This window comes from Psychrobacter sp. NZS113 (assembly GCF_015864825.1).
In the GTDB taxonomy this organism is placed as follows: domain Bacteria; phylum Pseudomonadota; class Gammaproteobacteria; order Pseudomonadales; family Moraxellaceae; genus Psychrobacter.
The window spans coordinates 228,966-246,387 of record NZ_JADYWL010000006.1; the positions used below are offsets into that span (position 1 = coordinate 228,966).

The window sequence follows — 17,422 nt, forward strand, 5'->3', positions numbered from 1 at the left end:
TTAGAATTAGAATCAGAAAAGGTACTACTACGGTTCAAGATATTAACCTTGAACCGTAGTAGTACCTTTTTTATCTAAACGATTATCAGTATCTAAACAACTACTAGCAATACCTAAGCAGGTGTACCGCTATGAAAGCGTAATTCAGCATCCGGACTAGATATCAGCTCTGACTCTACTTCTTTAAAGAAAGCCACTCTCTCATCAATATTGTCTTCAGACAGTGATTGAGCCAAGGCCAAGTAATCCTCGAAATGACGACTTTCTGACTTAAGTAAGTAACGATAGTACTTTGCCAAGCGTTCATCATTGATAACCTCGGCTAGCGACGCAAATCGTTCGCAAGAGCGTGCTTCAATGAATGCTCCAATGATTAGTACATCGACCATCGCTGCTGGCTCGTAAGTTCGCTTGTGCTTTAGCATACCTTTAGCATAGCGTCCAGCACTGAGGTATTTCCACTCTAGACCACGGTCATTCATGATGCCTAATACCTGCTCGTAATGTAGCATTTCCTCACGTATCAACTGTGCCAATTTACACTGCAAATCATAGGAAAACTCATAGCGGAATATGAGATTCATGGCGGTGCCTGCTGCTTTCTTTTCGCAATTGGCGTGGTCCTGAATGATTAATGGCAAGTTATTAATCGCAGCATCTACCCATGCTTGAGTGGTTCGAGCACCCAAGAAATTATAGACAGGGGTGAGGTCTACCTTTATAGGCGTCCGTAGCTGAGTGATATCAGCACTTTCTCTTTCTATGCCGTCTTTTACCATATCGTTGTCGTTCATAAGTTCATCGTTTAAGGCATTATCACTGCTGTTAATAGGTTTCATATTTTCTTTGTTCATAGTCTCTGTCATGGTTTAGTATTTGGTACGTATTGGCTAAACATAAAAATTGGATAGATAACTAATAACTATAAGTCGATACAGCAATGATTACTTACTGTTTATCTGGGCCTAATTATCTGTGCATATGAAATCACTGAGAATAGGCCTTAGGCTCGACAGTTTATAGGTCATCATTATTGTACAACCCCAACATTTACTTAGTGAATGGTGTTTTCTTGTTTATTTCTTTATTTGATAGTAGGATAAGATTTTGCTAAAGCAGAATCTTTCTTACTATTGATATATCAATCATCACTTGGTGATGGGTAGTGAGTATTATAACTCATGCCAATACGACATAAAGCTATTGATACACAGGTATACGCCGTTTGAAATAAATGGCTATATTTATGACCTGTATCGTTTTCTATAATGTTATTAGCAAGCGTGCTTCAACGCCGCAAAAAATGTATGCTAGTAGCATAGCACAAATGTTTAAAACGCTATTCATGACAAGCTTATATGATAGAACAACAAGTTTGATTCGTACTGCATCTAAACTTGGAATAGATGTCTAAGACCGACAATGTCCAATCATTGCGGTAGTAACTTCGTATTTACACTCTCACGAACAGATAAGGATAACAACATGAGCCAGTCTTCTAACGCCAATCGTATTCAAAAAGGCATCCTTGCCATCGACCAGCAATTGTATGACTTTATTGAAAACGAAGTGCTACCGAAAGTCGGTGTTGACTCAGACAGTTATTGGTCAGGTTTCGAAAAAGTCATTAAAGAATTCACCCCGCGCAACAAGGCACTGCTTGAGACTCGTGACAAAATTCAGTCGCAGATAGATCAATGGCATCTAGACAACCCTGCCAGAGACGGCGAAATCGATTACCCTACGTATAAGGCATTTTTACAAGAAATTGGGTATCTATTACCAGAAGGCGATGACTTTAAAGTTAGCACGCAAAACGTTGATGATGAGATTGCTCATATCGCAGGGCCACAGCTGGTTGTACCCGTGCGCAATGCTCGCTATGCACTGAACGCAACCAATGCACGTTGGGGTAGTTTGTACGATGCCTTATATGGTACCGATGTCATCAGTGATGACAATGGTCAAGAAGCAACAGGTGGCTATAACCCAACTCGCGGTGCTGCTGTCGTCGCTTATGCAAAAGCATTCTTAGATGAACATTTTGCGCTAGTATCAGGCTCATACAATGATGCGACAGGCTTTGCAGTGGTTGATGGCGCACTTGAAGTTGTTCAAGGTGATAGCAGCACTTCGCTAAAAGACACTGAAAAATTTGTCGGCTTTGTGGGTGATGCAGAGGCACCAACAGGTATTTTATTAAAAAACAACAATCTGCATGCCGAAATCCAAATCGATGCTAGTCATCCAGTCGGTAAAGGTGATCCTGCAAATATTAAGGATGTCTTACTTGAGTCAGCAATCACAGCCATTCAAGATTGTGAAGATTCAGTCGCTGCGGTTGATGCGGAAGAAAAAGTTGAAGTCTATCGCAACTGGCTTGGTTTGATGAATGCTGACTTACAAGAAACCTTTGAAAAAGGCGGCAAGACACGCACTCGTAAACAAAACCCAGACCGCGAATACACCACGCCAGATGGTGGCAAGCTTATCCTACCAGGACGTTCGTTACTACTCATTCGTAACGTCGGCCACTTGATGCAGAACCCAGCAATTTTAGTGGATTTGGGTAATGGTCAAGAACAAATCTTCGAGGGATTGATGGATGGCTTGATTACGCCGCTATTGTCTTTAAATGACTTAAAAGGTAAAAACGCGCTATCGAACTCACGTAAAGGCTCAATGTATATCGTTAAGCCAAAAATGCATGGTCCTGAAGAAGTCAAAATGGCCAATGATTTGTTTAATGCTTCAGAAGACTTGCTAGGACTTGAGCGCAACAGCCTTAAAATCGGCATTATGGATGAAGAACGTCGCATGACGGTCAACTTAAAAGAAGCCATTCGCCAAGCCAAAGAGCGTGTGATCTTTATCAATACTGGTTTCCTCGACCGTACAGGTGATGAGATGCATACCAGTATGAATGCAGGCCCGTTTGTACCAAAAGGCGAGATGAAATCACAAGCGTGGCAGCCAGCCTATGAGCAGTGGAATGTAGATGTCGGCCTTGAGACAGGTCTACAGGGTGTTGCTCAGATTGGTAAAGGCATGTGGGCAAAGCCTGATGAGATGAAAGAGATGATGGACACCAAGGCGGCGCATCCTAAGTCAGGCGCCAGTACAGCATGGGTACCGTCGCCAACAGGTGCAACCTTGCACAGCATGCACTATCATCAAGTGAATGTGACAGATGTACAAGACAGCTTGAAATCGCGTGAGCGTGCAAGCTTGGATGATATCTTGACCATTCCATTAGCGAAAGACACCAACTGGTCTAAAGAAGAAAAGCAGCAAGAATTAGAAAATAATGCACAGGGTATCTTAGGTTACGTCGTACGCTGGGTAAACCAAGGCGTTGGTTGCTCTAAAGTACCTGACATCGATGATGTCGGTCTCATGGAAGATCGTGCAACGCTGCGTATTTCAAGCCAGCATATCGCTAACTGGCTGCATCATAATGTGATCAGTGAGGAGCAAGTACTAGAGACTATGAAGCGTATGGCAAAAGTCGTTGATGAGCAAAATGCTGATGACAGTGATTATCAGCCAATGGCTAGCGATTTTGAGAACTCTTATGCGTTCAAGGCAGCCTGTGATTTAGTGTTTAAAGGTCGTGAACAACCCAGCGGCTACACTGAACCATTGCTGCATCAGGCACGTCTTGACCTAAAAGCAAACTCTTAAAGTAACACACTAAATATCGTGCAGAGCGTTCGACTACTGAATTAATTTTAAAATTTGATTCAGTAGTCGAGCTTTGCAATCAAGTTTTTAATATCAGCTTTGTAACTGGGCTTTATAAATAAAATCGATAAATTAGCACCAAAGTTTGTCCAAAAATGCTAATTACTAATGAACAAATACTACTTGGTTTCTAGTGATGGTCATATATTCATTATAATAAATTCATGTTCTTAGTAATTATTTTAATAAATAAAAACTCTATCTGTTTGAACAGGTAGGGTTTTTATTATGAATAGCTATATGCTAGCTACAGATATGGTTTTGGCTAACCTCTTTGTTCTAGAAATAAAAAAATGTGTTGCAAATTATGTCAAAGTTGATATGCTTGTACTCGAAGTATGAGTTTGGTAACGGATGTTACGCAACAGAGCGATAAAGACTAAAGTTTACATGTTAGTTACTTGTTAATCCCAACCATGTAATTCATTGTTTTTTTCATCTTACTGTAATAGAACTTCGCCACACTTGTTTCTGACTAATCTCGGTAGCCAGTTACACATTATATCTTTGAGGATTTGTGACGATACCATTATGAGCACCAGCTAATAATAGCTAGCTTATTACTAAAATTGTAAAGTGGAGATACCCCATGAAAAAACTACTTTTAGCTACAGCAGTTGCTGCCCTATCTGTATCTGCAGCCAATGCCGCTCCTACCGTTTATGGTAAAGCATTCCTAGCCGCTGACTATGAGAACGCTGAATTTGATGCCGCTGGTAACAACATGTATGATGAAGATACAGTGCAGATTAACTCTCATTCTTCACGTATCGGCCTTAAAGGTTCTGAGGCGATGACTGCTAATACTGATGTTATCTATCGTTTAGAGTATGGCACTAGTCTTGATGGGGATAACGCTACCTTCACTAACCGTGATACATATCTTGGTCTAGTAAACAAGCAGTTTGGTGAATTCCGTGTTGGTAAAAACCAATCAAGCTTAGCTCGTATTGACAACGTTGTAGTTAACCAAGGTTATTGGGATAACTTAGGCCAAACTGAAAATGAAAGTGAAGTTGTTAGTGCTCTAAACATGGCGGATAGTAACCGTATCAATAGTTCAGTAATTTGGACTGCACCGAAATACAACAACCTACCTTTAGAGCTTTCTGCAATGTATAGCTCTGATGACCAAAATGGTAATGACGATGCAGGCTTCGGTGTAGCAATGTTGTTTGATCAAGGTACTGGCTTCACTGCTGGTATTGCTTATGATAAAGACCAAAACATTGATGGTGAAATCATCCGTGGTACCGCTACTGTTGACCTAGGTAAGTACATGGCAGCTCCAGTCACTCTAGGTGCGCTATACCAAGTAGGCGACTATGATGGTGGTGAGAAAGATGAAAAAGGTCTAGTTATTAGCGCTCAGATGGGTCTAAATAACTTTGCTCGTCCAGCAGCTGTATATGCACAGTACAACAAAACTGACAACTTAAATGGTTATAACAACGCTGATTCAGACCAAATCGTTGTTGGTGGTAAATACTTCTTTAAAGATAACATTATTGCTCATGCCTATGCTGGCGTAAACAATGCGGACAACGTGTCTTACTCATATACAGATAGTTCTTTAGACTACACTGTAAGTGGCGATGCACGTGTAGTTGTAGTTGGTACTGGTCTAGAATACTTATTCTAGAATGAACTAGCATTTGACTTAAAAAAACTCATCCTTCGGGGTGGGTTTTTTATTGTGTTGTAATTAAATGATAGAAAAATGTTGATTACCCATACAAAAATAGAAGAGTTTCTGACAGTTTGCACTTTTGCCCTATATTTTGTGGCGTATTTTTAGTAAAATCCTTCTTTACCAATTACCGAAAGAGTACTATGACCAAGTTTATATTTGTGACCGGTGGGGTAGTGTCCTCACTAGGAAAAGGTATCACCGCAGCCTCTCTTGCCGCTATCTTAGAAGCACGTGGCGTGACAGTCACGATGACTAAGATGGATCCGTATATCAACGTTGATCCAGGTACGATGAGCCCATTCCAACATGGCGAAGTTTTCGTTACTGAAGATGGCGCAGAGACAGATTTAGATTTGGGCTACTACGAGCGCTTTTTACGCCATTCAAAGATGAGTAAAAGCAATAACTTTACCAGTGGTCGTATTTACCAAAACGTCTTAAACAAAGAGCGTCGCGGTGAGTATCTCGGCGGTACAGTGCAGGTTATCCCGCACATCACTGATGAAATCAAGAGTAAAATCTTGGCCAGTGGTGAGGGTTATGACATCGCTATCATCGAGATTGGTGGTACAGTCGGTGACATTGAGTCACTGCCTTTCATGGAAGCGGTACGTCAAATGCAAGTAGAGCTTGGCCGTAATAGAGCCATGCTGATGCATTTAACGCTAGTACCTTACATTGCTAGTGCTGGTGAGACCAAAACCAAGCCTACCCAACATTCTGTAAAAGAGCTACGTTCTATTGGTTTGCAGCCTGATATATTGATTTGTCGTTCTGAACATCATATCTCACAAGACAACCGCCGTAAGATTGCGCTATTCACTAACGTGGAAGAGCGTGCGGTCATTATGTGTGAAGATGCTCAAAGTATCTATCAAATACCACGTACGTTGTATGAACAAGATCTTGATGACTTGATTTGTGAGCGTTTTGGTCTTGATGTACCTGAAGCAGATTTAAGCGATTGGGATAAAGTCGTTGAAGCTCAGCTTAATCCTGAGACGACTGTTACCGTAGCGATGGTTGGCAAGTATGTCGAACTGCCTGATGCTTATAAGTCTATTAACGAAGCATTGCTCCATGCTGGTATCACACATAAAGCAGATGTGAAAATTGATTATATCGATGCCGAACGTTTGGAAAGTGATGATAGTTTATTCGCACAGCTAAATAACGCTGACGCTATCTTAGTACCAGGTGGTTTTGGAGAGCGTGGTACTAATGGCAAAATGAAAGCCATTACTTATGCACGTGAAAACAACGTACCTTATCTAGGTATTTGCCTTGGTATGCAGTTGGCAGTGATTGAGTATGCTCGCAATGTGCTTAATATTGATGCCAACTCTTCTGAGTTTGATCGCAAGACTGCTGAGCCTATCATCGGTCTTATCACAGAGTGGTTAGATGAGCGCGGTGAGCTACAGATTCGCAGTGATGACTCAGATCTTGGTGGCACTATGCGTCTAGGCGCACAGCAAGCTGAACTAGTTGCTGGTAGCAAGTTAAGCCAAATCTATGGCGCCAGTAATATCACGGAACGTCATCGCCATCGTTATGAGATGAATAACCGTTATATCGAGCCGTTAGAGCAAGCAGGTATGACCATCTCTGGTTATTCTGCCAAGCAGCATTTGGTTGAGTCAGTTGAGATTTCTGAGCATCCATGGTTCGTTGCTGTACAGTTCCATCCTGAATTTACTAGCTCACCACGCGGTGGTCATCCACTGTTTAACAGCTTTGTAAAAGCGGCGAAAAACCATAACGAAGCCAGATAATTCAAATAAAGTAGTTATCAACGTATTGAATGTTTACATATATAAAAAAGACTGATTTTCGAATCGGTCTTTTTTTGAGCCTATATTTTAGGATTAGGATTAGGATTAGGATTAGAGAGTATGGCTCTGGCTAATATGACGATTAATTATGGATAACATCAAATTCAACAAATATAATTAATCACGTTAAATGTGCTTAGTCTAACAAATGTGGTAGTTACGCTCATTTCCCTCACTATTCTGATTTTTAGGAATGGTATGATTACGCTTGGATACTTTCATTAATTGGGCTATCGGTTACAATATGCGATAGAACTATGGATAACAATAAAGAGGATAGTTGTTTAATGGATAATTTATTAAAAGCACAATCACATATTCAGCTTAATACGCCTAACAATAACACTATTAATATTGGTAACGATCAGCCGTTTGTATTGTTCGGCGGTATGAATGTCTTGGAATCTAAAGAGTTAGCGTTTGAGATTGTTGAACAGTATATTGAGATATGCCAACGTTTGGGCATCGACTATGTCTTTAAGGCCAGCTTTGACAAGGCCAACCGTTCAAGCCTGCACTCTTATCGTGGCCCGGGTTTGGCGAAAGGCATTGACTGGCTTGGTCAAATCAAAGAGAAGTTCCAAGTTCCAATCATTACTGACGTTCATGAGCCTCATCAAGCAGCACCTGTTGCTGAAGTGGCTGATATCATCCAGTTGCCTGCATTTTTGTCTCGTCAGACGGATTTGGTCCATGCGATGGCGAAGACAGATGCCATTATTAATATTAAAAAAGCTCAGTTTTTAGCACCTCATGAGATGCGTCATATCGTTAATAAATGCCTAGAAGGTGGCAATGACAAACTGATATTGTGTGAGCGTGGCAGTGCTTTTGGTTATAACAATTTGGTCGTCGATATGCTTGGTTTTGATACCATGAAGCAGATGGATATTCCTGTATTTTTTGATGTGACACATAGTTTGCAACAGCCGGGTGGGCGTAGTGATAGTGCAGGCGGTCGTCGCGAGCAAATCACGACACTTGCACGTTCAGGTATGGCAGCAGGGTTGGCAGGGTTGTTTCTAGAAGCACACCCAAGCCCAGAAACAGCCAAATGTGATGGTCCTTGTGCACTACGTATGAATCAGTTAGAGCCGTTTTTACGTCAGCTTAAGCAGATTGATGATTTGGTTAAAGGTTTCGAAACGTTAGACACTCATTAGTAGTACTAGCTAATAGGTCGAAGATAGGAGGGTAATGTAATGGCGATTCAAACCGCTCAAGTAAGTATCGAAAATATCGATGACGCGGCAGGACTGAATAGCGTGATGACGGCATTGAAGAACATCACGGGCGTAACAGCTATCGATTTAGATACTACTCGCCACGTTGCCACCGTGCGTTATGAAGATACCGATACGAGTATCCATGCTCTGACGGCGGCAATCAGTATGGTGGATTATGTTACTCAGCCGTTTCCTATCGATGCACCACAAAACCCACATCATGATGATTAGTCTTTGATAGCAGGTGTTATTCCTCGAATGATCCTCAGCTCGAATGATCCTCAGATAGTATCTGCGTATCATTTATTTAAAATAGTATTATATTAATAAATAAAAATAAGGAGTCTCATATGACAGACCAAACTCGTGTTATCAAAATCGACGGCATGACTTGCGGTGGCTGCGTAGCCAGTATATATAACGCAACCGCTGATATCGATGGCCTAGATGATATCAGTATCGAGCTGATAGACAATCAAGCAACCGTTACTTTTGACGATAGTAAAACAAATATAGAAGCCATTGTTTCAGCGATTGATGATGCTGGCTTTGATGCGACTGTCGCTAACTCATAAGTACCGTCTTTCATTTGAAAAAACCAGCTATTATGGCTGGTTTTTTAATGGTTGAAGAGTAGTGATATTAAGTCGCTTTCTAGATGACTATAAATGAATTGATTTGAATAGATAGTAATCCTGAGTGTTTTTTAATTTAGACTCATCCATCCACTGATATTTTTATGGCTCATCCAATTTTACAAACGCTATAACGAATAAATGCCATACCGAGTTTTCTTTATGAATGATATTACCCGCACCACTAATGACAAATCCTACGATGTTGAAACTGATATTCAATCAAATACATCACTTACGCCGCAGCGTGCGCATCTACAACTGGCGATTAATGGTATGACGTGTCAGGCTTGTGCCTCACGAATCGAAAAGGTACTTAACAAAAAGCCATCGGTATACGATGTGAGTGTGAATTTTGCAGGTGAGACTGCCAATGTCGATTATGATCCGACTCAGACCACACCTGAGCAGGTCACAGAATGGGTGAACAAGACAGGTTTTGTGGCTAATCTACAAGTAGGTGAGAGCTTATTTGAAAAAACGGACAAGGATACAGCAACTGAATATCCTTGGCGCTTGATTGGGCTATGGGTTTGCTTAATCCCATTTTTAGTCGGTATGGCAGGCATGCTGACGGGTTTTGGTATGGCGTGGATGCCACCGGTTTGGATACAGTTCCTCATAGCGACGATTGTGCAATTTGGACTAGCACTGCCATTTTATAAGAGTGCGTGGGCATCGATTAGAGGTGGTCTTGCCAATATGGACGTATTGGTCGTTATCGGTACGGTCACCATTTGGGCATATTCAACTTATCTTTGGCTGACACATGGCGATGGCACTCTAAATAGCTTGCTGCAAGATGCCCACATGGGTGGTTATGGTGCAGGTAATAGCCCAGCCGTGTATTTTGAAGCAGGAGTGATGGTTATTGCTTTTGTTCGTACGGGTAAGTATTTAGAAGAGCGTACCAAAAAGCACAGCTTAAATAGTATTGATTTATTATTATCACTGACACCTGATCAAGTTGAGCAGCAGCAGTCAAATGGTGATTTTCATAATGTTGCACTCCAAGACGTGCAGGTTGGTGATATTTTGCGCGCTAAGCAAGGTAGCAGAGTAGCCACCGATGGCATGGTTATAAGTGGTAGTGGCTGGTGTATTGAGAGTCATTTAACTGGCGAGTCAGTACCGCTCAAAAAAGAAGAGGGCGATGGTCTATTGGCAGGTGCCCTAGTCGAAAATGGCAGTTTGCTCTACCGTGTCAGTGCTAAAGGTAGCGATACCAAGCTAGGTGATATGGTGCAAGCACTCAGCGATGCGCAAGGCTCAAAAGCCAATTTAGCGCGTCTGGCTGATAGAGTGACAGCTATTTTTGTTCCCATTGTGGTTACGATTGCATTGGTTACCTTTGGGGTCACGTGGTGGCTAACAGGTATGGTGGATACTGCCTTAATGCACGCCGTATCGGTATTGGTTATTGCCTGCCCTTGCGCGCTTGGCTTGGCCACACCCGCTGCGATTATGGCAGGTATGGGCGTTGCTGCTCGTCATGGCGTTTGGTTCAAGGATGCACAAAGCCTTGAAGCAGCAGGCGACATCGATACCGTTGTTTTGGACAAGACGGGTACATTGACTATTGGCAAACCCACTATCGTTGACCATGTCATGGTTGATAAATCACTGGCGGTCGATGATGTTTTGCAGATTGCCGCAAGCGTTGAGGCACATGCTAGCCATCCGCTTGCCACAGCGTTGATCAACACGGCCAAAGACCGTCAACTGCCTTTATTTAATGTGACCGATATCAGCGTGATAAAAGGCGCAGGTATACAAGCAAACATTGACGGCCTTGGGCTTATTAAGGTTGGTACGGCAGAGTTTGCTAACTTGACGCTGCCAAAGTTTATGCCAAAAGCATGGCAAGTGGCCAGTACGGTTGCAGTTAGTATTAACGATGAACCTCTAGGCGCTTTTGCCTTAGCGGATGACCTAAAAGCGGACACGCCACAAGCTATCACTGCACTACAGGCTGCGGGCATTAACGTGATTTTGATGAGTGGTGACAAGCAGTCTGTAGTCGATTATGTCGCAGGTAAGCTGGGTATCAAGGCTGCTTATGGCAAGATGAGCCCGAGAGATAAGGCGAGCCAAATTGCTAAATTGCAAACGGTGGGTCATAAAGTTGCCATGGCAGGTGATGGTGTCAATGATGCACCAGCGATGGCAACGGCCGATGCCAGTTTTGCCATGTTTGAGGGGACAGATGTTGCCCAGCACAGTGCTGCTGCGCGATTGATGGGTGAGTCATTAATGCATATCGATGCGGCACAAAAAATCGCCCAAGCAACACTGCGTAATATTAAGCAAAATCTATTTTTTGCCTTCATTTATAATTGCATTGGCATTCCACTCGCTGCTTTTGGGTTTTTAAATCCTATGATTGCAGCGGCAGCTATGGCGCTTAGTTCTATCTCAGTATTAATGAATGCACTGCGATTAACACGATTTAAGACAGAGGTCGAGCTAGATAATACAGTCTCTGACACTAATATTGACACAGAGCGTTTGTCTAACGTATAGATATCCATTCGCTTTTTACATCATCATGAATAAAACGATTCGATAACGGCTGACATTGCTGCTCATATTTTATTTTATGGGCGCAAGTTGGTGTAAGATAAGGGAAGTTTGGCAAAATTTATGCTATGATGCCAAGCACTATAGCCCGCTGTCGATACGCCAAATAAACCTTTAATCGTACTTAGAATGGGCCGATTTTACAAATAAGCAAGGCTGTTTTAGGCGCACAGGCTGTACGATAATTTGCTTTATATTTTTTGTATTCTAGTTGCCGTTATTTACCCCATAAACTTGGCATGACCAAAGGAATTAACAGACATTATGTACGCTGAAGAAACCAACAACGTCACCGCAATTAAAGACATTCGCGCTCGTGAGATTTTAGACTCACGCGGTAACCCAACGATTGAAGCCGATGTTATCTTGGCTGATGGTACGATTGGCCGTGCTGCTGCACCAAGTGGCGCGTCAACTGGCTCACGTGAAGCGCTTGAGTTGCGCGATGGCGACAAAGATCGCTACATGGGTAAAGGCGTGAAAAAAGCCGTTGCCAATGTGAATAGCCAAATCCGTAGCGCTTTGATGGATAAAGACGTTACAGAGCAGCAAGGCATTGATGATGCAATGATTGCGCTAGACGGTACAGAAAACAAAGACAGCCTTGGTGCCAACGCCATGCTAGCGGTGTCACTTGCCACGGCTAAAGCGGCTGCCAAATCAAAGAATTTGCCATTACACCAATATATTGCCAACTTGCGCAACCAGACGTCGCTTACGATGCCTGTGCCAATGATGAATATCTTAAACGGTGGTGAGCATGCAGATAACACTGTAGATATCCAAGAGTTCATGATTGAGCCAGTTGGGTTTACAAGCTTCTCAGAAGCATTGCGTGCTGGTACGGAGATTTTCCACAGCTTAAAATCTGTCCTAAAATCACAAGGCTTGAATACAGCGGTCGGCGACGAAGGTGGTTTTGCACCAAACCTGCGTAGCAACGAAGAAGCCATCACTGTGATTATGCAAGCGATTGAGCAAGTTGGCTATAAAGCCGGTGAAGACATTCATCTTGCGTTAGATTGTGCGGCAAGTGAGTTCTATAAAAATGGTCAGTATATCTTGGCAGGCGAAGGTAACAAATCTTTTGATAGCCAAGGTTTCTCAGACTATCTAGTTGGTTTGGCACGTCAATATCCTATTATCTCTATCGAAGATGGTCTTGATGAGTCAGATTGGGATGGTTGGAAGTACTTAACTGAGCAAATTGGTGATAAAGTTCAATTGGTCGGCGATGATTTATTCGTAACCAATCCTGCTATTTTGCAAGAAGGCATTGATAAGAAAATTGCCAACGCGATTTTGATCAAGTTTAACCAGATTGGTACGCTATCAGAAACGTTAGATGCGATTTATCTGGCGAAGAAAAATGGTTATGCGACAATTATTTCGCATCGTTCAGGTGAAACTGAAGACAGTACTATTGCAGATTTAGCGGTTGGTACTGCTGCTGGTCAGATCAAAACTGGCTCGCTATGCCGCTCAGATCGCGTCGCAAAATACAATCAACTACTTCGTATCGAGCAGCAAGTACGTGCAAGCTATCGTGGCCGTGAAGAGTTTATTGGTCTACGTGGTTAATAAGTCCAAGTTAATCAGGACTTAATGCTAAAGTTGGGCAGTATGTAATCATTATTGTGTTTATATATTGCCTAGTTGCTTTAGCTGATTCTTACTATATTTATGTCGTTTGGCGTTATCCCCTTATGAAATATTTTAGCCAATTTATGTTACTCGCGTTAGCCGTTGCTGTCCTGTTAGGGCTGCAATATCAGTATTGGCTAGGCGAAAATGGTCGTTTCGAGCACAACGAACTGATGACTCAGACAGAAGAGCAACAGCGCTTGAATGAGAGCCAAGTAGCAGCAAATAATTTATTACGTACCGACGTATATGATTTAAAAAATGGTCTTGAAGCAGTAGAAGAGCATGCTCGTTTAGATTTGGGTCTGATTAAACCAAACGAGACATTCGTGCAAGTATCTACGGCACCTACTACACACAGCAGTCAGTAATCATTCTTAATTTTCGAAAAAATACTATCTATTAGTATCTAGAATAGATATTCGGTCCACCTCAATCTCTTTACCTCTCTTAGCACTTACTTTTCCTTAGCCATATTGTCATGGATCTTAACCATGAGAGCTGTTTGATGAGTACTATCTTATGAATACCACACCTCGTATACATGCCATGATCGTCGCTGCTGGTCGCGGTAGTCGTTTTGGTGCGTCTGTTGCCAAGCAATACACTCTGTTGCAGGGACATACATTGCTACAGCATAGCGTGGCAAGGCTTGCTTGTAGTGATTATATTGATAAGTGCTTGTTGGTCATTGCAGCACATGACACCACTGCTCAAACACTCGATTTTGCATTTTCTATAGATTATGCTATTGGCGGCGCTGAGCGTTGGCAGTCAGTACAGGCAGGTGTAGAGGCAATCAGTCATTCAGGGGCTGAAGATTCAGACTTAGTGTTGATTCATGATGCCGCGCGGCCTGCTGTACCCAGTAATGATATCGATCAAGTGATCGAAGCGGCGATGACAGAACCTTATGGTGCTATCCTAGCAACACCTGTGGCTGATACGCTAAAAGAGTCAAATGTCTATTCTACAGCTCAATCTGAGATTACGAATGAGACTATTATTAGTAACTATAACCACGCACATTCTTATGCTAAACGCACTATCGACCGCAGTAACATGTGGCAAGCGCAAACCCCACAAGTATTTCGACTTGGTGAATTGAAGAGGGTATTGGCTTATGTTCTTACCCATAACCTTTCTATTACTGATGAAGCCAGTGCGTTTGAGTACTTGGATCTCCCCATTCGTCTAGTGACTGGCAGTCGCCAAAACATAAAGCTCACTTATCCCGACGATGCCATCTTGCTTGCAGCGATTCTGACTGCCCAATTATGATCATTCTAAAATATTTCCCATAGTCCTTTCTTCTATATTTGTGATTATTCGTATCGTATCGAATACGTCTATTAATATAGAGATGTAGAGAGATAGGTATGCTTATATCTCGCATATCTCAGCTAACCTCTATTAAAAAATAAAAACATAGGCTACCTCACTCATTTTAAGTCTTTCTCTATTATGAAAAATAAACAGTATTATTAAACATATATTGCTTTGATGACCAAACTAGCCTATGATGTAACCAACTTAATACAATTAATATAAACATTTATAAAATCAATAATATACCAGACCAATTTGATGCTTCTAAAAGTCTTGTCTCTATGTTTTTTCTAAAGTTAGTATGGTTGTTTTAGCTCCATTTATCTAAAAATAGGGAGAATCGAATTGTCAAAAATTAATGATTCGACAAATCCAGTCACAACCGATCTCTGCCAGCTTGTATATATCAGTCAAATCACTTCGACTGGTCTGTCAGGCCCTAGTACGCTTAACGATATTTCAGAGACTTCGATTGAGCAGAACCAAGCCGATAACGTCACAGGTATTCTTTGCTATGGCAATGGTTACTTTTTACAGTGTGTAGAAGGGTCAGAACAAGCTCTCACTAATTTAAAGAATCGATTACTAATAGATGATCGACATAAAGAACTACAAATTTTAGATTTTTCAGAAATTACCCAACGCCGCTTTACGAATTGGTCTCTACGTTCTATCACACTTGAACGTTGGATGACTAAAGAACCTGAACTGAAAAAGTTTATGCCGTTCAAGCCTTACGACTGGGATTCTAGTGAATGGCCAAAGTTTTTAGATATCCTAAAAGGGTATTATGAAGAGCAGGCAAGAACAGGCAATATGGACACGCCACCTATTAAATACAGTACATTAGGGGTGACCTTAAGTAAGGTAGTCGGTCAGCACCAAGCGTTCTTTTTGATTCAGACCGTACTTGGTGTGATGGTTGTCATGACATTGTTATGGTTGATGTTATCAGATAAAATTTGGTAGATTATTATAAAAAATCGTATTTGATCTAAAAAGCCAGCATTTAATGCTGGCTTTTTCGTGAGTAAATTTTGATATAGATACAGCAGTAAATCAAGTTACGTATTTATAGTACACATTATGATCTGCATTTAATTCATGGTGATAGATATTCACAGGTCTTAAGTATTATATTTTTAAGATAGTCAAAAGGCAGGCATAAAAAAAGCCCAATCACAATGTGATTGGGCTTTTAGATGGTACGCTTGCTAGTCTTAATAGATGCTTTGCAGCAAACTTGCTAACGAGTGACGCCAAATAGTGGCGTCCCCAGGGGGATTCGAACCCCCGTTACCGCCGTGAAAGGGCGGTGTCCTAGGCCTCTAGACGATGGGGACTAGTAACACAACACCTCAGCTGCTTTCACCATTTATGCTGAAGTGGTGCGTATTCTAATAGTGTCTGCGCCTTCTGTCAAGCCTTTTTCTTCGTCTTTTTAAAATTAAATATCTTTTTTTGATTGCACGGCGAGGATGTAAGTCTTTACGCTTTAAATGATAGCGAATCCATAAAGAAGTACAGGCGCTAATCGTTAAAGCTAGCAGCATATAGCCTATGATTGTTCCCCATAATTTGAGTTGTGGATCCATGATAAAGTCCCTCCTATCAAGCCTGATAGTATGAGCAATGTCACGCTATCAGGCAGTTTGGGCAACTTAAACCATCTATAGGATACGACAACACCATTTTAAAATGCATAATCGCAGGTCGTCGACTCGTTTGTTACTTTTGAATGATTACCATAACATAATCAATAGTGAAACGAGTGGCTTGTCTATCATGATATCAATCATATCCCTATTGATTGTGAAATCAAGATGCCAAAGTCATCAAGTATTAAAAGTAGCACTATTAGGACAAGTGGGCAATGTAGGATATGTGGCTTATTTATTATCGCTATCAGGCAACTCATCTGTATTTGCTTCATTGTGCATTGCATTAGCTAGCATAGGGTAATGGTTAAGAATATGACAAAACAGCTCGGCAGTCTTTTGCGTATCATATAGCGCTGAGTGAGCGTCTTTACCATCGAAATCTAGCCCTGCTGCCTTACAGGCGCGTGCTAGTACCGTCTGACCAAATGCGAGTGCTGATAGCGTCACGGTATCAAAGACTGAAAAGTTATGGAACGGATTGTGGCTCTTGTTATTGGTACGTAGCACAGCGGCATTCAAAAACGCCAAGTCAAAATGGGCATTGTGTCCGATTAATACACATTGACGGCAGTCTTCCTCACGACGTACTTCTTTTAAACCCTTAAAAATCCGGCGTAATGCAGTTTTTTCGTCTTCAGCAATGGCTTTACGCAGTGGGTTTTTAGGATCAATCCCTGTAAAGGCGAGGGCACTTGGCTCTAGATTTGCCCCTTCAAAAGGTTCGATATGAGCATTGAAAGCTTCCCCTGGATAAAACACACCTTGTTCATTGAGTAGTACGGGAATACAGGCAATTTCTAATAAAGCATCAGTTTGTGCATTAAAACCAGCTGTCTCAACATCGACGACCACAGGTAAAAACTTACGAAAGCGATCTTTTAAGCGTATTGGTGCTTGTTCATCTGTCACGGTATTGTCAGGCAAGGTGGCATCGTTTTGAGTGGTCATATCAGGTAAAATCGCTTTTATCAGTCGTAGTGTTATATTGAATTAAAAATAAGTATGTGATGATATCAGTCACACCGCCTAAGATAGGGGTATAACAGATATTATAGAATAAAATATAGAGGTCTTT

General features: G+C 41.7%; 14 protein-coding genes and 1 tRNA gene. 11 read left to right on the forward strand and 4 right to left on the reverse strand.

Features of this window, described 5'->3' with window-relative positions; all coding sequences use genetic code 11:
- Window positions 1–113: 113 nt before the first annotated feature.
- Window positions 114–779: a tRNA-(ms[2]io[6]A)-hydroxylase gene (locus I6E61_RS10815; protein WP_227685832.1), complete on the reverse strand. Its 666-nt coding sequence runs from the start codon at window positions 777–779 to the stop codon at window positions 114–116.
- A gap of 706 nt (window positions 780–1,485) precedes the next feature.
- Here I6E61_RS10815 and I6E61_RS10820 point away from each other — a divergent pair.
- From I6E61_RS10820 to I6E61_RS10870, 11 genes are all read left to right on the forward strand, one after another.
- Window positions 1,486–3,684, forward strand: a complete 2,199-nt coding sequence (locus tag I6E61_RS10820) for a malate synthase G (RefSeq protein ID WP_197134560.1) — start codon at window positions 1,486–1,488, stop codon at window positions 3,682–3,684.
- Between the two features lie 649 nt (window positions 3,685–4,333).
- Window positions 4,334–5,386, forward strand: coding sequence for a porin (locus I6E61_RS10825; protein ID WP_197134563.1), 1,053 nt, complete (start codon window positions 4,334–4,336; stop codon window positions 5,384–5,386).
- A 191-nt stretch (window positions 5,387–5,577) separates the two neighbouring features.
- On the forward strand, window positions 5,578–7,212 hold the full coding sequence (locus I6E61_RS10830; RefSeq protein ID WP_197134566.1) for a CTP synthase: 1,635 nt from the start codon (window positions 5,578–5,580) through the stop codon (window positions 7,210–7,212).
- A gap of 347 nt (window positions 7,213–7,559) precedes the next feature.
- Window positions 7,560–8,435 carry a 3-deoxy-8-phosphooctulonate synthase gene (gene kdsA / locus I6E61_RS10835; protein WP_197134570.1) on the forward strand — a complete coding sequence of 292 codons (876 nt, stop codon included), beginning with the start codon at window positions 7,560–7,562 and terminating at the stop codon, window positions 8,433–8,435.
- A gap of 39 nt (window positions 8,436–8,474) precedes the next feature.
- On the forward strand, window positions 8,475–8,729 hold the full coding sequence (locus tag I6E61_RS10840) for a heavy-metal-associated domain-containing protein (RefSeq protein ID WP_197134574.1): 255 nt from the start codon (window positions 8,475–8,477) through the stop codon (window positions 8,727–8,729).
- A 119-nt stretch (window positions 8,730–8,848) separates the two neighbouring features.
- On the forward strand, window positions 8,849–9,073 hold the full coding sequence (locus tag I6E61_RS10845; protein ID WP_197134577.1) for a heavy-metal-associated domain-containing protein: 225 nt from the start codon (window positions 8,849–8,851) through the stop codon (window positions 9,071–9,073).
- 222 nt (window positions 9,074–9,295) lie between these two features.
- Window positions 9,296–11,656 carry a cation-translocating P-type ATPase gene (locus tag I6E61_RS10850; protein ID WP_197134581.1) on the forward strand — a complete coding sequence of 787 codons (2,361 nt, stop codon included), beginning with the start codon at window positions 9,296–9,298 and terminating at the stop codon, window positions 11,654–11,656.
- 321 nt (window positions 11,657–11,977) lie between these two features.
- A complete protein-coding gene (gene eno, locus I6E61_RS10855; RefSeq protein ID WP_194197807.1) occupies window positions 11,978–13,294 on the forward strand; it encodes a phosphopyruvate hydratase in 1,317 nt (438 codons plus the stop codon).
- Between the two features lie 125 nt (window positions 13,295–13,419).
- Window positions 13,420–13,728, forward strand: coding sequence for a septum formation initiator family protein (locus I6E61_RS10860; RefSeq protein ID WP_110923142.1), 309 nt, complete (start codon window positions 13,420–13,422; stop codon window positions 13,726–13,728).
- A gap of 151 nt (window positions 13,729–13,879) precedes the next feature.
- The gene (gene ispD, locus I6E61_RS10865) at window positions 13,880–14,638 is read left to right on the forward strand and encodes a 2-C-methyl-D-erythritol 4-phosphate cytidylyltransferase (RefSeq protein WP_197134584.1); all 759 of its coding nucleotides are present in this window, start codon (window positions 13,880–13,882) and stop codon (window positions 14,636–14,638) included.
- A gap of 393 nt (window positions 14,639–15,031) precedes the next feature.
- Entirely contained in the window at window positions 15,032–15,655 is a 624-nt protein-coding gene (locus I6E61_RS10870) for a BLUF domain-containing protein (RefSeq protein WP_197134587.1), read from the forward strand.
- Window positions 15,656–15,953: 298 nt separating this feature from the next.
- Here the strand turns inward: I6E61_RS10870 and I6E61_RS10875 are convergent.
- The 3 genes from I6E61_RS10875 to rnt form a co-directional block, all read right to left on the reverse strand.
- Window positions 15,954–16,029, reverse strand: a tRNA-Glu gene (locus I6E61_RS10875).
- A gap of 54 nt (window positions 16,030–16,083) precedes the next feature.
- The gene (locus I6E61_RS10880; RefSeq protein WP_194197811.1) at window positions 16,084–16,281 is read right to left on the reverse strand and encodes a hypothetical protein; all 198 of its coding nucleotides are present in this window, start codon (window positions 16,279–16,281) and stop codon (window positions 16,084–16,086) included.
- Window positions 16,282–16,575: 294 nt separating this feature from the next.
- Window positions 16,576–17,295, reverse strand: coding sequence for a ribonuclease T (gene rnt / locus I6E61_RS10885; RefSeq protein ID WP_110923139.1), 720 nt, complete (start codon window positions 17,293–17,295; stop codon window positions 16,576–16,578).
- Window positions 17,296–17,422 lie beyond the last annotated feature (127 nt).

What these genes read in the sequence shown, in the direction of transcription:
- I6E61_RS10840 (WP_197134574.1), top strand. Translation starts at nt 8,475, where the DNA reads ATGGCGATTCAAACCGCTCAAGTAAGTATCGAAAATATCGATGACGCG.
- I6E61_RS10880 (WP_194197811.1), bottom strand. Translation starts at nt 16,281, where the DNA reads ATGGATCCACAACTCAAATTATGGGGAACAATCATAGGCTATATGCTG.
- eno (WP_194197807.1), top strand. Translation starts at nt 11,978, where the DNA reads ATGTACGCTGAAGAAACCAACAACGTCACCGCAATTAAAGACATTCGC.
- rnt (WP_110923139.1), bottom strand. Translation starts at nt 17,295, where the DNA reads ATGACCACTCAAAACGATGCCACCTTGCCTGACAATACCGTGACAGAT.
- I6E61_RS10815 (WP_227685832.1), bottom strand. Translation starts at nt 779, where the DNA reads ATGGTAAAAGACGGCATAGAAAGAGAAAGTGCTGATATCACTCAGCTA.
- kdsA (WP_197134570.1), top strand. Translation starts at nt 7,560, where the DNA reads ATGGATAATTTATTAAAAGCACAATCACATATTCAGCTTAATACGCCT.
- I6E61_RS10825 (WP_197134563.1), top strand. Translation starts at nt 4,334, where the DNA reads ATGAAAAAACTACTTTTAGCTACAGCAGTTGCTGCCCTATCTGTATCT.
- ispD (WP_197134584.1), top strand. Translation starts at nt 13,880, where the DNA reads ATGAATACCACACCTCGTATACATGCCATGATCGTCGCTGCTGGTCGC.
- I6E61_RS10860 (WP_110923142.1), top strand. Translation starts at nt 13,420, where the DNA reads ATGAAATATTTTAGCCAATTTATGTTACTCGCGTTAGCCGTTGCTGTC.
- I6E61_RS10845 (WP_197134577.1), top strand. Translation starts at nt 8,849, where the DNA reads ATGACAGACCAAACTCGTGTTATCAAAATCGACGGCATGACTTGCGGT.
- I6E61_RS10830 (WP_197134566.1), top strand. Translation starts at nt 5,578, where the DNA reads ATGACCAAGTTTATATTTGTGACCGGTGGGGTAGTGTCCTCACTAGGA.
- I6E61_RS10820 (WP_197134560.1), top strand. Translation starts at nt 1,486, where the DNA reads ATGAGCCAGTCTTCTAACGCCAATCGTATTCAAAAAGGCATCCTTGCC.
- I6E61_RS10850 (WP_197134581.1), top strand. Translation starts at nt 9,296, where the DNA reads ATGAATGATATTACCCGCACCACTAATGACAAATCCTACGATGTTGAA.